Genomic DNA, 12,823 nt, shown 5'->3' on the forward strand with positions numbered 1-12,823 from the left:
GCCCGCTTCGGCGGGCTTTGTGCGTTTTCGTTCCCGGGCAGACTTGCGGGGAGGGGCCGGCCCGTCTATAGTCCGGCCATGCAACGCCCCGACCCCGCCACCATTCCGCTGACCCCCGGCGTCTACCTGTACAAAGACGCGCGGGGGCGCGTCATCTATGTGGGCAAGGCCCGTATCCTGCGACGCCGCGTGCTGTCCTATTTCCGGCCCGACGGCCTGCCTGCCAAGACCCGCGCCATGCTGGCCCATGCCGTTTCCCTGGACTTTCTCAGCACCACCACGGAAAAGGAAGCCCTGCTGCTGGAAGCCGGCCTTATCAAGAAGCACCGCCCGCACTACAATATTGTTCTGCGGGACGACAAACAGTACGTGCTCTTTCGCCTGGACATCCGTCAGCCCTTCCCCCGGCTGGAGGTGGTGCGCACGGCCCGGCGTGACGGCGCCCGCTACTTCGGCCCCTTCACCTCTGCCCTGGCTGCCCGGGAAACCTGGAAACTGCTGCACCGGGCCTTTGCCCTGCGCCGCTGCTCGGACCGGGCCATGAAAAACCGGGTACGGCCCTGCCTGTATCATCACATGGGGCAGTGCCCGGCCCCCTGCATGGGGCTGGTGGATTCGCGGCAGTATCAGGAAGCCGTCCATCGCGTCTGCGAGCTGCTGGAAGGGCGCTCCGCCCCGCTGCTCACGCAGCTGCGGCAGGAAATGGAAGAGGCATCCCAGGCCCTGGACTTTGAACGGGCCGCTGTCTTGCGCGACCAGCTGCGGGCCGTGGAACGCACGGTGGAACGACAGGCCGCCGTCCTGCCCGGCGGGGGAGACATGGATGCCATCGGCCTGTTTGCGGCTGACAGGGGACTGGCGCTGGCCGTGGTTTTTGTGCGGGGTGGTGCCGTTACCGACGGCCGGGCCTTCTACTGGAGCGGTCTGTGCTTCGAGGATGCGCCGGAACTGCTGCGCTCCTTTGTGCATCAGTATTATGAACGCCTCGTGCCGCCCCCCCGCATACTGCTGCCCTGGCTGCCCCCGGATGAGGATGCCGACACGGATGCCCCAGCGTCCCCTGCCGGCTCCGCCGGTCCTGGCGGCGCAGGCCCGTATGCGGAACGCTTCCTGCTGGAAAATCTACTGTCCGAACGGCGCGGCAGTCCGGTCCGTCTGGTGGCGCCGCAACATGCCCGGGACAATCAGCTGGTGGACATGGCCCAGGCCAATGCCCGCGAAGAAGCCCGCCGGCGCGAACACGGCGGCGAGGAGGATATCCTCGTGCGTGTGGGCCGCGCCCTGCGTCTGCCCGAAGCGCCGCGCCGCATCGAATGCGTGGACGTTTCGCATACCGGCGGGCGGCAGACCCGCGTGGGCCTGGTGGTCTTTGAGGACGGCCGCCCCTGCCCGCCGGCCTATCGTACCTATGCCATGCCCGACGGGGGCGACGATTACGGCACCCTGCATGCCTGGCTGGGGCGACGCCTGGAAAGCGGCCCGCCCTGGCCGGATCTGCTGCTGGTGGATGGGGGCAGAGGGCAGGTGGCTGCCGTGCAGCGTGCCCTGGAAGAAGCCGGACAGGCGCAGCTCTTTGCCCTGGCCGGCATTGCCAAGGCCCGTGATGAGGAAGGGCATGCCGACCGCCGGGCCGGCAATGTGGCGGACCGTATTTTCCTGCCCGGGCGCAGCAATCCCCTGCCCCTGCGCGAAGGCTGCCCGGAGCTGCTCTTTTTACAGCACGTGCGAGACACCACGCATAATTTTGCCATCGGGCGGCACCGCAGAGCACGGGGCAAGGCCGCTCTGTCCGGCGAACTCATGCGCCTGCCGGGCATTGGTCCGGCTACAGCCCGCCTGCTGTGGGAACACTTTGCCACCCTGGAAGCCATGCGTGCCGCCACCGAAAAGGAGCTGTGCGCCCTGCCCGGCATCGGACCGGCCCGGGCACGCCTGTTGCGGGAAAAGCTCAGGGGATTGTGATCAATGGTGATAGGGCACCTTGCGAAGAATGCACTCCGCCCGGTAGAGCTGTTCCAGCAGGAGCACGCGAGCCAGTTCATGCGGCAGGGTCATGGGGCCAAGACAGAGCGTTCTGCGGGCCACGGCCCGCACGGCAGCATCCAGACCAAATGGTCCGCCCACAAGAAAGCAGGGGCGTCCCGTGGCATCCAGGTCCAGCTTGCGCAAAAGGTCCGCAAATTCCCGCGAGGTCAGGGCACTGCCCCGCTCGTCCATGACAATGGGTACATCCTGCGGGGTCAGGGCCTCCAGCAAACGCCGCCCTTCCTGGCTGTTGCGTTGCGCCGTGTCCAGGCCGGCATCGCCATCGCGCACTTCCGTCACGTCCAGCGGACGCCAGCGGCCGATGCGCCGGCTGTAATGCGCTGCCGCCTCCTTCCAGAAGGATGTCCGCAGTTTTCCCACACATACAATTCGTAAGGGTTTGCCTGCCATGTGTTCCTCCCCTCTCTCCGCTGTCTCCCGCCCCATGGCCTGCCGACGCACCGACGATGCGGCCGCGGCTGCTGCCGGTCTTGCCGCCGGCGGTGTCTGGGCCTTTCCTACCGAAACCTTCTATGGCCTTGGCTGCCGCATTATGGATGCCGCTGCCGTGCAGCGGGTGTATCAGCTCAAGCATCGTCCCGTCCAGCGCCCTCTGCCGGTGCTGGCAGGCAGTATGGATCAGCTGGCTGCCGTTGTACGGCTTGACGAGGCACCCGCCCTGCTACGGGAACGCTTCTGGCCCGGTTCCCTCACCATCCTGCTGCCTGTCCTGCCGCAATGTCGTGCCGCCCTGCCGCCGCAGGTCTGCGGTCCGGACGGCAAGATGGCCGTCCGCCTTACTCCCCATCCCGCAGCCGCACGGCTGGCCTGTCTGGCCGGCATGCCCCTCACCTGCAGCAGCGCCAACCTCAGCGGGCAGCCCGCGGCCCGCACGGCTGACGAACTGGCGCCGGCCCTGCTGCAGCATCTTGACGCCGCCCACGACGGCATCCTTGTCTGCGGTCCTCTGCCACAGGGGGGGCTGCCCTCCACCATTGTGGAACCCCTGGGCCAGCGGCGTCTGCGTCTGCTGCGCAGCGGCGCCGTTGCCCCGCAGCAGCTCGCCGCCGCCGGCTTCACCCTGGAGGATGCCCCGGACAGGCCCTGACGCCGGGTCAAGAAAAACCGCCCCTCTCCCCCCTGCCGTCCTTGCAGGGCGTTCAAGGCTGACGTACCATCATGCCCACGAGGTCATCATGAACAAAACGGTCATCTGCCCTGTCTGCAAGCAGTCCTATGACGTCTATGCCAATCCTGTCCCCACGGTGGACGTGATCATCCACGACCCGCAACGCGGTGTGGTCATCATCCGGCGCGCCCATGAGCCGCTGGGCTTTGCCCTGCCCGGCGGCTTTGTGGACGAGGGCGAACAGGTGGAAACAGCAGCCCGCCGCGAAATGCGCGAGGAAACCTCGCTGGATGTGGAGCTGACCGGTCTGCTGGGCGTCTATTCCGATCCCCGCCGCGATCCGCGCAAGCATACCATGAGCACGGTTTTCGTGGGGCGCGCACGCAATCCCCAGGCCCTGAAAGCCGGCGACGATGCCGCCGGTGCCGCCTGGTATCCTCTGGATGCCCTGCCCGCGCCGCTCTGCTTTGACCACGGCCTCATGCTGGCCCATTTTCGGGAAGTTCTGGCCGGACGCCGCTCCCTGGCGCCCGTACAGGCCGAGACATCACCACAAGGAAGCTGCTGATGGCATACGCTTCACTGGCGGCCTGCGTAGCCGATCTGGAACGGCACGGACAGCTCCGGCGCATTGATGTGGAAGTGGACGCCAGGCTGGAACTGGCCGCCATACAGCGCCGGGCCTTTGCCGCCGGCGCGCCGGCCCTGCTCTTCACCCGGGTGAAGGGGTCCCGTTTTCCCATGCTGGCCAATCTCTTCGGCACGCGGGAACGCCTGCACTACATTTTTCGCCATACCCTGCGGGCCGTGGAAGGCGTGCTGGCCGCCAAGGCCGATCCCACGGAGGCCCTGCGCCATCCCCTGCGCTCCCTCAGGCTGCTGCCGGCCCTGAGCCATATGCAGCCGCGCCTGCGCCACAAGGGTGATGTGCCTGTGCTGCACTGCCGCTGCGACCTGGCCCACCTGCCGCAGCTGGTGGGCTGGCCCGGCGACGGCGGCCCGTTCATCACCCTGCCGCTGGTCTATACCGAACACCCGGACCGGCCGGGGCTGGATGCCTCCAATCTGGGCATGTACCGCATCCAGCTGGCCGGCAATGACTATGCCCCGGACGAGGTGGGCCTGCACTATCAGATACACCGCGGCATCGGCGTTCACCATGCCGCTGCCCTGGAAAAGGGGCAGGCGCTGCCGGTGCATGTCTTTGTGGGCGGCCCGCCCGCCTTTACCATTGCCGCCGTCATGCCGCTGCCGGAAGGTCTTTCCGAACTGCGCTTCGCCGGTCTGCTGGGCGGCCGCCGCGCCGACATGGTGCGCGTTTCCGGCCTGCCGCTGCCGGTCCTGGCCGAGGCGGACTTCTGCCTCAGCGGCTACGTGCTGCCGCAGTGCAAGCCCGAGGGTCCCTTCGGGGACCACGTGGGCTACTACAGCCTGAAGCATGACTTTCCCGTGCTCCGGGTCACGGCCGTGCACCACCGCCGGGATGCCATCTGGCCCTTCACGGCCGTGGGGCGCCCGCCGCAGGAGGATACGGTCTTCGGCGACTTCATCCACGAGCTGACGGGCGCACTGGTGCCGCAGGTGTTTGAAGGCGTGCGCGAGGTGCATGCCGTGGACGCCGCCGGCGTGCATCCGCTGCTGCTGGCCCTGGGCAGCGAACGCTATACGCCCTACGAGGCGCACCGGCGCCCGCGCGAGCTGCTCACCGCGGCTCTGCACCTGCTGGGCACCACGCAGACGGCCCTGGCCAAGTATGTTCTGCTGGCCGCGCACGAGGATGCGCCGGGACTGTCGGCACGCCATGTTCCGGCCTTTTTCCGGCACATTCTGGAGCGCACGGACTTCAGCAGAGACCTGCACTTCATTACCCAGACCAGCGCGGACACCCTGGACTATACGGGGCTGGGGCTGCACGAAGGCTCCCGCCTCATCTGGGTTGCCGCCGGCGAAGCCCGGCGACAGCTGCATACCGGAGCGGATGTGCCGGGCGGCCTGCCGCCGCTGCCTGAAGGCTTTGGCGATCCGCACATGGCCGGGCCGGGCCTGCTGGTTCTGCGCGGCCCTGCCCATACCCTGGGGCGCAACGAAACCGATCCCCGCATGGAAGCCCTGGCGCAGGCGCTGGCCCACTGGCCGGAACGCGAACACTGCCCGCTGGTAACCGTCTGCGACGATGCCGCCTTCTGTGCCGCCACCTTTGACAACTGGCTCTGGGTCACCTTTACCCGTTCCGACCCGGCCACGGATACGTATGGTGCCAACGGGCACACTCATGCCCGGCACTGGAGCTGCCAGGCCCCCCTGCTGCTGGATGCCCGCCGCAAGCCCTTTCACGCGCCGCCGCTGGAAGAGGACCCCGACGTCATCCGCCGTGTGGAAGCCCTGGCCGGTCCGGGCAGCCCCCTGCACGGACTCCTTGGTTGATTCTTCTTTCTGACGAGGTTTACCCATGAAGATTGCCATGCTGCAATGCAATGTCGTTACCGGCGATGTGGCCGGCAATGTGGAGCGCATCATAGCCGCTGCCCGCCATGCCGCCGAACACGGAGCCGACCTGTGCGTCACCCCGGAACTGGCCCTGTGCGGCGCGGCACCGGGCAGCTACCTGCGCACGGAAGACTTTGCCCAGGGCTGCCGCACCGGTCTGGACCGCCTGGCCGAGGCCCTGCACGACGGCCCGCCCCTGCTGGTGGGCGCGCCGGTGCCCAGCACCTATGACCCCCGGCTGCTGTCCAATGCCGCCGTGCTGGTGAACAAGGGCCAGTGGCAGACCATCTCGCGCAAGATATACCAGAATCTTGGGCAGGAAGAAGAAATGCGCTACTTTGACCGGGGCGTTACCTGCGGCATTGTCTCCGTGAGCGGCTGGCGCATCGGCGTCGTCGTATGCGAAAATTCCGTCACCGAGGATGGCGCCTTCTGGAAAATCCAGTATGCCAGCGGCCACAATCCGCTTATGGAGCTGATACAGCGCGGCGTGGATGCCATTGTGCATCTGGCGGCCGCGCCCTTCAGCATCGGCTCCCAGGGCATGGGGGAACGTCTGCTCTCCCACGTGGCCGCGCGGCACCACGTGCATCTGTTTTCCGTCAATCTGGTGGGCGGATACGATCACAGCATCTTCAGCGGACAGAGCCTTGCCTTTGACCCCACAGGCCAGCTGCTGGCCCGGGGCAAGGCCTTTGACGAGGATACCCTGGTGGTGGACGTGGCCGCCCCGGATGAAAGCCTCATCGCGCCCCTGACGTCCTGCATCGAGGAATCCATCTGGCGTGCCCTGACCCTGGGCGTGCGGGACTTTGTGCACAAATGCGGTGCGGAGCGCGTCATTGTGGGCCTGTCCGGCGGCATGGATTCTGCGCTGGTATGCAGCGTGGCCGTGGAAGCCCTGGGAGCGGACAATGTGTTTGGCGTGCTCATGCCCTCGCCCTACAGCAGCGAAGGCTCCCTGCGGGATGCCGGAGCGCTGGCCGACAATCTGGGCGTTGCCACGGTTACCCTGCCCATCGAACCGCTCATGCAGGCCTATGCCGCTGCCCTGGCCCCGGGCCTGGACCGCTTTCCGGCCTATGACGGCGAAATGACCTTTGAAAACGTGCAGGCCCGCATCCGCGGCAGCCTGCTCACCACCCTGGCCAACCGTGCGCGCGCCCTGGTGCTCAATACGGGCAACAAAAGCGAATGCGCCGTGGGCTACTGCACGCTCTATGGCGATTCCGTGGGGGCGCTGGCCGTCATTGCCGATCTGACCAAGACCGAAGTCTATGCCGTGGGCCGCTGGTACAATCGCTTCCGCGGGCAAGATGTCATCCCCCAGGCCATTTTTGACAAGGCCCCTTCGGCGGAGCTGCACCCCGGCCAGAAGGACGCGGACAGCCTGCCGCCCTACGATGTGCTGGACCCTGTGCTGGAGCGCCTGCTGGCCAGCTCCACCGTTGGCGACCGTTCCGCTGCCGCGCATGCCGACCTGGACGAAACTGCACGCGACATACGCAACCGCCTGTTCCGGGCGGAATTCAAGCGCCGTCAGGAACCGCCGGCCCTGTACGTGAGCCGCGTGCCCTTTGGCGAGGCCTGGTCCGTGCCTGTGGCCGGCCGCTACCGCATGCCCAGCTAGGTCCCGGGCATAGGCCTGCCGTCCGCAGCCGTGCAGCAGACGGCAGGCTGTGCTTCCTTTCCCGAGGGGCGGCGCTTTTCGCTTGAAGGGCCGCCGCTCCTGCGCTACTATCGACCGCCGTTCCCCTGTGACGGGAGCAATACTTATCTGGAGGATGTTGACATGGCTGAAGCACCGGAGAAAAACCTCGCACTGGACATTGTTCGCATCACCGAAGCCGCCGCGCTGGCGTCGGCCCGCTGGCTGGGGCGCGGGGACAAGGAAGCGGGCGACGGCGCCGCCGTGGATGCCATGCGCAACAGCTTTTCCACCCTGCATGTGGACGGCATCGTGGTTATCGGCGAGGGGGAAAAGGACAATGCCCCCATGCTGTATAATGGCGAACAGGTGGGTATAGGCGACGGCCCCCGCCTGGACGTGGCCGTGGACCCCGTGGAAGGGACCAGCCTGCTGGCCTACGGGCGGCCCAATGCCATTTCCACCGTGGCCGTAGCGCCGCGCGGCAGCATGTTCAACCCCGGCCCCAGCTTCTACATGCAGAAGCTGGTGGTGCCCGGTGAAGCCCAGAACGTGGTGGACCTGGATGCCCCGGTGGCAGTCAACCTGGCAAATGTGGCCCGCGCTCTGGACAAGAAGGTGCAGGACCTGGTGGTCTTTGTACTGGACAAGCCCCGCCACAAGCAGCTCATTGCCGACATCCGCGCCGCCGGAGCGCGCATACAGCTGCACAGCGACGGCGACGTGGCCGGCGCCCTCATGGCCGTGGATCCGCGCAATGAGGTGGACATCATGATGGGCACCGGCGGCACGCCGGAAGGCGTGCTGGCGGCCTGCGCCATCAAGGGCATGGGCGGACAGATTCTGGCCCGGCTTGATCCGCAGTCCTATGTGGAAAAGGAAGCCATCACCAATGCCGGCATCGATATCCGCGAAGTTCTGACAGTCAACGAACTGGTCAAAAGCGACGACTGCTTCTTTGCGGCCACGGGCATTTCCGGCGGGGATTTCCTGCGCGGGGTGTGCTACAGCTCGCGCCACGCCGTTACCCACTCGCTGGTGCTGCGCGGCAAGACCGGAACGCTGCGCTACGTGGAATCCTACCACAACCTTGACCGCCTGACCAAGATCAGCGCCGTGCCCTATTAGGGCAGGCGTTTTTGCGGCCCGCCGCCGGCCCGGCTGCCGGGGCGGGCCATTCCCCTTTCCAAGGAACGCACATGAAGAACTCTCCCCGCCGCCTGTGCGGCGCTGTGCTGTGTGCCCTGCTGCTGGGCAGCGGCCTTTGCCTGCCTGTGCAGGCCGAAGCAGCATCCTCCACGGTGCTGACGGTCTATGACAAACAGGGCGATGTAACCGAAAAGGAACTGCTCACATTTCTTGATCTGCTGCCGCAGTTCCGCCGCTGGGCACATGCCAGCCAGGAAGAGGCCCACCCCGTGCTGCGCCGGGGCAAGGCGGACTTTCTGTACTCCGACCGTGCGGCCCAGTGGGTGACCGACCACGGCTGGGACCCCCGGCGCTTCTTCTGCGTCATGGGACGCATGGCCGCCGCCCTGGTTCTGGTTGAAGAAGGCGGCAACGAGATGGCCCGTCCCAAGGACATGCCCCCGGTGAGCAAGGCCGAACTGGAACTGGCCCGCAAGCATCTGGGCAGCATTCTCAAGGCCAGCCTGGATACATCCTCCGACCAGCGCTAGGGCCGCGCCACAGGGGCATGGCACCCGGCCGAGTGGCGCACCCGACCACCAGACGGAACGCCAGTCTGTCCCACATCATGGTCATACAACAGGGCCTGTCCCCCCAGGGGGCAGGCTCCTTTTGCACAAACAGCCTGACGCCGGGCAGCACGCGCCACCGGAATACCCGCAGCCCTCTTTCCACAAAGGAGACCAGCATGAAAAAGTGCATGGATGCCGACAATCTGCACCGCCGCATGAAGAAGCTCATGGGGCAGTTGCAGGCCATTGACCAGATGATTGACAAAGACGTTCCCTGCGAGGACATCCTCATGCAGATCAATGCCGTCAAGGGTGCCCTGCACAAGGTGGGACAGATCGTGTTGGAAGGACATCTCCAGCACTGTGTGCGCGATGGCATCGAGCATGGCGATGCCGAGGCCACCATTGCGTCCTTTGCCCGTGCCATCGAGCACTTTTCCCGCCACAGCTGAGTGACGTCCCTCCTCCCTCTTCTTGACTACCTATACCCCTATAGGTATATTCCCCCTGCACACTGCCATGCCCATGGCTCCACATCATCAGGGAGGAAGGTATGCTTGCCGCATTGCGCCAATGGATGAAGGAAGACCCCCGACAAGCCCTGTCGCTGGGCCTGTCTGCCGCTGGTCTGCTGTTGAGTTTTCTGGACTGGTATCCCCGGCCCCTGGATCCGGCCTGGCTGGCCGTTGTGCTCTGCGGCCTGCCCATTCTCCGCGACGGTGCGGTGGGCCTGTTTACCCGCTTTGACATCCGGGCCGATGTGCTGGTGTCCATGGCGCTTCTGGCCTCGGTGGCCATTGGGGAAATCTTTGCCGCCGGAGAGGTGGCCTTCATCATGCAGTTGGGTGCCCTGCTGGAAGAACGCACCGTGGCCCGGGCGCGCGCCGGCATAGAACGCCTGGTGCGCCTGACGCCCCGCACGGCCCGGCGCCTTCAGGACAGCACCGAAACCATCATCCCCGCCGAACAGGTGGCCGTGGATGACCTGCTGCGCGTGCTGCCGGGCGAGACCATTCCCGTGGACGGAATCATTGTCAGCGGGCAGACCGCCATTGACCAGTCGCTCATGACCGGAGAATCCGTGCCCGTGGACAAAGGCCCCGGCGACACGGTGTCCAGCGGCACGGTCAATCAGTTCGGCGCCTTTGACATGCGCGCCGTCAAGGTGGGCGAAGACAGCGCCCTGCAACGCATGATCCGCCTTGTACAATCCGCTGATGCGGGCAAGGCCCGCATTGTACGCCTGGCTGACCGCTGGGCTACCTGGATTGTGGTGACAGCCCTTGTGGCGGCGGCAGGCACCTGGGTGGTGAGCGGCGAAATCTTGCGCGCCGTCACCATTCTTGTGGTCTTCTGCCCCTGCGCCCTGGTGCTGGCCACGCCCACGGCAATCATGGCCGCCATCGGCAATGCCACCCGCCACGGCGTGCTGGTCAAGGAGGGCGATGCCCTGGAACGGCTGGCCCGCGTCAAGGCCGTGGCCTTTGACAAGACCGGCACCCTGACCTTCGGCACCCCGGAAGTCAGCCATGTGGAAAGCTGCCGGACAGGGCTGGATGCTGCCGCGCTGCTGCGTCTCACGGCGGCGGCCGAGCGGCGCTCGGAGCACCCGCTGGGCAAGGCCATTGTGCGGCATGCCCATGCCACGCAGGGCGCCTGCCGGGAGGCGGAAACCTTTCAGATGCTGCCGGGCCGGGGCGTCAGCGCCGGGGTGAACGGCCATAGCGTGCTGGCCGGCAATGCCGCCCTGCTGACGGAACATGGCATCCCCCTGCCGGACGAGGCTGCCAGCAGGGCAGAGCAGGCCCTGGCCCAGGGGCAGACCCTGGTCTACGTGGCGCTGGACGACAGCTTTGCCGGCTTCATCGCCCTGGCTGACAAACTGCGCCCCACAGCGGCCCAGACCCTGCAGGAGCTGCACGCAGCCGGCATCTCCACCGTACTCCTGACCGGCGACAATGCGGCCGCAGCCCGCGCCGTCAGCGCAGCCCTGCCGCTGGATGAGGTGCATGCGCACTGCCTGCCCGCCGACAAGCTGCGCTGGATCGACAGCAGCCAGCAGCGGCAGCGGCCGGTGTGCATGATCGGCGACGGCATCAACGATGCTCCGGCCCTGAAAAAGGCCTTTGTGGGGGTGGCCATGGGCGGTGTGGGCAGCGACATTGCCGTGGACGCCGCTGATATGGCCCTGGTGCATGACGACATCAGGGAGCTGCCGCATATCGTTGCCCTCTCGCGGCGCATGATGCACACCATCAGCGTGAATCTGGGCTTTTCCCTGCTGCTCAACTTTGCCGCCATCTTCCTGGCCATGGCCGGTCTGCTCTCCCCCGTGGCCGGTGCCCTGGTGCACAATGCCGGCTCGGTACTGGTCATTGTACATTCCGCCCTGCTGCTGCACTGGCAGCGGCAGGAGCGCCGGTCTTCTTCCGCCGCACAGGCATGAAAAACGGGGCCGCCAGGATATCTTCCTGGCGGCCCCGTTCGCAGCACAGGGCATGTCCTGCGGGAACCTGTTCCTGTCACGCGGTCTTGTCAAAGGGGCCGACCGCCGCCAGCGCGCGGAAACGCCCCCCTTCCGGTCGCAGCGCCCACAGGGGAACCCATCCCGCGCCTAGACGGGCAGACTGCCGAACATGACAAAAAGAAAGAGCAGCAGCGGCATCAGGCCCAGCAGGGTCCGCGGCCAGTCCAGCCGAAAGGCCACCCGGCAGCCGTTGACGATGCAGGCAATGCTCCACATGACCCCCACCTGCGATCCCAGCAGCGGAATGATGCTGAGCAGCACCGGCGCGGCACTGTAGGCCATGATCTGGAACATGATGACAAAACTGGCATGCCTGACCCCGGTGAGACGATATCCCAGCAGCAGCAAGGCACTGATCACATAGAGCTGCAACACCAGACTGGCCACCGAAACCAGCGCGAAGAGCAGCGGATGTGTGAGCGAAAAATGCAGCACCTGCCCAAAGATGGAGTTGTTCTGGGCAATGGCCTGTTCCAGAATGTCACGGCTCATGCTGGTCCACACAAACTGACTGACCACCAGCGCCAGCACCACCACCAGATAATAGAGCAGCGCCCGCAGCTGCGGCGCTTCCGGGTCCAGTCGGGCAAAGAAGCGGCCTGCGCCGAACATGACCCGCAGAGTCGTCTGGTAGAAGGCGCTTGCATAGCCGGAGGGATAGGGCGCCATGTCCCACGGATTGCCCTCGTCCGGCACCGAATCCTCTGCCACTTCCGCGTGATGGTCTGCATGGCGCTGGCGGCGCCGTTCCTCGCGGGAGGGGCGTTCGTCCTCCGGCTGCGGCGCGTCCGTCGTATGCGGCGCATGCGCCGCGTTGTCCGCGGCAGACGGCCTGTCCTCCGGCCTGGCCGGGGCTGCCCGTTCATCCTCCGGCCTGGTCTGGCCGGACGAAGCACCCGGCACAATGGCGCCGGGAGGCAGGGGGTCATCTCCGTCCTCATGCGGAGCGTTGTCCGTGCCGTGACGCAGCACGTGGGAGGAGGCATCCTCCGGCACAAAACGAAAGCGGCAGGCACAGTGGGGGCAGGTCGCGATGACAGGTTTCGCGGGAACTCGATCCGACGGCAGGTCGCGGCTGAAACCGCAGTCCGGGCAGGTAATTTTCATCGTGAAACCATAGCAGAGAGGTCCGCCCTCCGCAAGCGTGTTCATTTTCCCCGTCCCGCCGGCTTGACAGCGCACCGCCGCATGCCTACAGTAACAGCCACTCAAGGGGAGTAACTGGGACAGCAAGTCCCTGGCAGCATCAACAGCCTGACAATCCTTTGTCTGGTGCTGCCGTCGGCACAACCGATTAGTGAGACCTT

At 66.2% G+C, this 12,823-nt stretch carries 11 protein-coding genes; 9 read left to right on the forward strand and 2 right to left on the reverse strand.

The features are described from left to right. The first annotated feature begins 78 nt into the window (after positions 1-78). The gene (gene uvrC, locus Q0J57_RS06200; protein WP_297218350.1) at positions 79-1,962 is read left to right on the forward strand and encodes an excinuclease ABC subunit UvrC; all 1,884 of its coding nucleotides are present in this window, start codon (positions 79-81) and stop codon (positions 1,960-1,962) included. On the opposite strand, the gene Q0J57_RS06205 is transcribed toward uvrC, so the two are convergent. Next, positions 1,963-2,436, reverse strand: a complete 474-nt coding sequence (locus Q0J57_RS06205) for a 23S rRNA (pseudouridine(1915)-N(3))-methyltransferase RlmH (protein ID WP_297218352.1) — start codon at positions 2,434-2,436, stop codon at positions 1,963-1,965. On the opposite strand from Q0J57_RS06205, the gene Q0J57_RS06210 reads away from it, so the two are divergent. From Q0J57_RS06210 to Q0J57_RS06245, 8 genes are all read left to right on the forward strand, one after another. Continuing rightward, positions 2,435-3,133, forward strand: a complete 699-nt coding sequence (locus tag Q0J57_RS06210; protein ID WP_297218355.1) for an L-threonylcarbamoyladenylate synthase — start codon at positions 2,435-2,437, stop codon at positions 3,131-3,133. The genes Q0J57_RS06205 and Q0J57_RS06210 overlap by 2 nt on opposite strands. Before the next feature lie 88 nt (positions 3,134-3,221). Then, complete coding sequence (locus Q0J57_RS06215; protein ID WP_297218357.1) at positions 3,222-3,722, forward strand: NUDIX hydrolase; 501 nt, start codon at positions 3,222-3,224, stop codon at positions 3,720-3,722. Further along, the gene (locus tag Q0J57_RS06220) at positions 3,722-5,578 is read left to right on the forward strand and encodes a UbiD family decarboxylase (protein ID WP_297218359.1); all 1,857 of its coding nucleotides are present in this window, start codon (positions 3,722-3,724) and stop codon (positions 5,576-5,578) included. The genes Q0J57_RS06215 and Q0J57_RS06220 overlap by 1 nt, the downstream gene beginning before the upstream one ends. Positions 5,579-5,603: 25 nt before the next feature. Then, positions 5,604-7,271: an NAD+ synthase gene (locus Q0J57_RS06225; protein ID WP_297218362.1), complete on the forward strand. Its 1,668-nt coding sequence runs from the start codon at positions 5,604-5,606 to the stop codon at positions 7,269-7,271. Between the two features lie 162 nt (positions 7,272-7,433). Then, positions 7,434-8,417 carry a class II fructose-bisphosphatase gene (gene glpX, locus Q0J57_RS06230; RefSeq protein ID WP_297218364.1) on the forward strand — a complete coding sequence of 328 codons (984 nt, stop codon included), beginning with the start codon at positions 7,434-7,436 and terminating at the stop codon, positions 8,415-8,417. Between the two features lie 71 nt (positions 8,418-8,488). Next, on the forward strand, positions 8,489-8,968 hold the full coding sequence (locus tag Q0J57_RS06235; RefSeq protein WP_297218366.1) for a serine/threonine protein phosphatase: 480 nt from the start codon (positions 8,489-8,491) through the stop codon (positions 8,966-8,968). A 197-nt stretch (positions 8,969-9,165) separates the two neighbouring features. Further along, positions 9,166-9,441, forward strand: a complete 276-nt coding sequence (locus Q0J57_RS06240) for a metal-sensing transcriptional repressor (RefSeq protein ID WP_297218368.1) — start codon at positions 9,166-9,168, stop codon at positions 9,439-9,441. Positions 9,442-9,542: 101 nt separating this feature from the next. After that, complete coding sequence (locus tag Q0J57_RS06245; protein ID WP_297218370.1) at positions 9,543-11,435, forward strand: cation-translocating P-type ATPase; 1,893 nt, start codon at positions 9,543-9,545, stop codon at positions 11,433-11,435. A gap of 168 nt (positions 11,436-11,603) precedes the next feature. On the opposite strand, the gene Q0J57_RS06250 is transcribed toward Q0J57_RS06245, so the two are convergent. Beyond that, the gene (locus Q0J57_RS06250; protein ID WP_297218371.1) at positions 11,604-12,623 is read right to left on the reverse strand and encodes a YIP1 family protein; all 1,020 of its coding nucleotides are present in this window, start codon (positions 12,621-12,623) and stop codon (positions 11,604-11,606) included. Between the last annotated feature and the right edge of the window lie 200 nt (positions 12,624-12,823).

The sequence above is a fragment of the uncultured Desulfovibrio sp. genome (genome assembly GCF_944324505.1).
GTDB lineage: Bacteria > Desulfobacterota > Desulfovibrionia > Desulfovibrionales > Desulfovibrionaceae > Desulfovibrio.

What these genes read in the sequence shown, in the direction of transcription:
- uvrC (WP_297218350.1), top strand. Translation starts at nt 79, where the DNA reads ATGCAACGCCCCGACCCCGCCACCATTCCGCTGACCCCCGGCGTCTAC.
- Q0J57_RS06210 (WP_297218355.1), top strand. Translation starts at nt 2,435, where the DNA reads ATGTGTTCCTCCCCTCTCTCCGCTGTCTCCCGCCCCATGGCCTGCCGA.
- Q0J57_RS06205 (WP_297218352.1), bottom strand. Translation starts at nt 2,436, where the DNA reads ATGGCAGGCAAACCCTTACGAATTGTATGTGTGGGAAAACTGCGGACA.
- Q0J57_RS06215 (WP_297218357.1), top strand. Translation starts at nt 3,222, where the DNA reads ATGAACAAAACGGTCATCTGCCCTGTCTGCAAGCAGTCCTATGACGTC.
- Q0J57_RS06220 (WP_297218359.1), top strand. Translation starts at nt 3,722, where the DNA reads ATGGCATACGCTTCACTGGCGGCCTGCGTAGCCGATCTGGAACGGCAC.
- Q0J57_RS06225 (WP_297218362.1), top strand. Translation starts at nt 5,604, where the DNA reads ATGAAGATTGCCATGCTGCAATGCAATGTCGTTACCGGCGATGTGGCC.
- glpX (WP_297218364.1), top strand. Translation starts at nt 7,434, where the DNA reads ATGGCTGAAGCACCGGAGAAAAACCTCGCACTGGACATTGTTCGCATC.
- Q0J57_RS06235 (WP_297218366.1), top strand. Translation starts at nt 8,489, where the DNA reads ATGAAGAACTCTCCCCGCCGCCTGTGCGGCGCTGTGCTGTGTGCCCTG.
- Q0J57_RS06240 (WP_297218368.1), top strand. Translation starts at nt 9,166, where the DNA reads ATGAAAAAGTGCATGGATGCCGACAATCTGCACCGCCGCATGAAGAAG.
- Q0J57_RS06245 (WP_297218370.1), top strand. Translation starts at nt 9,543, where the DNA reads ATGCTTGCCGCATTGCGCCAATGGATGAAGGAAGACCCCCGACAAGCC.
- Q0J57_RS06250 (WP_297218371.1), bottom strand. Translation starts at nt 12,623, where the DNA reads ATGAAAATTACCTGCCCGGACTGCGGTTTCAGCCGCGACCTGCCGTCG.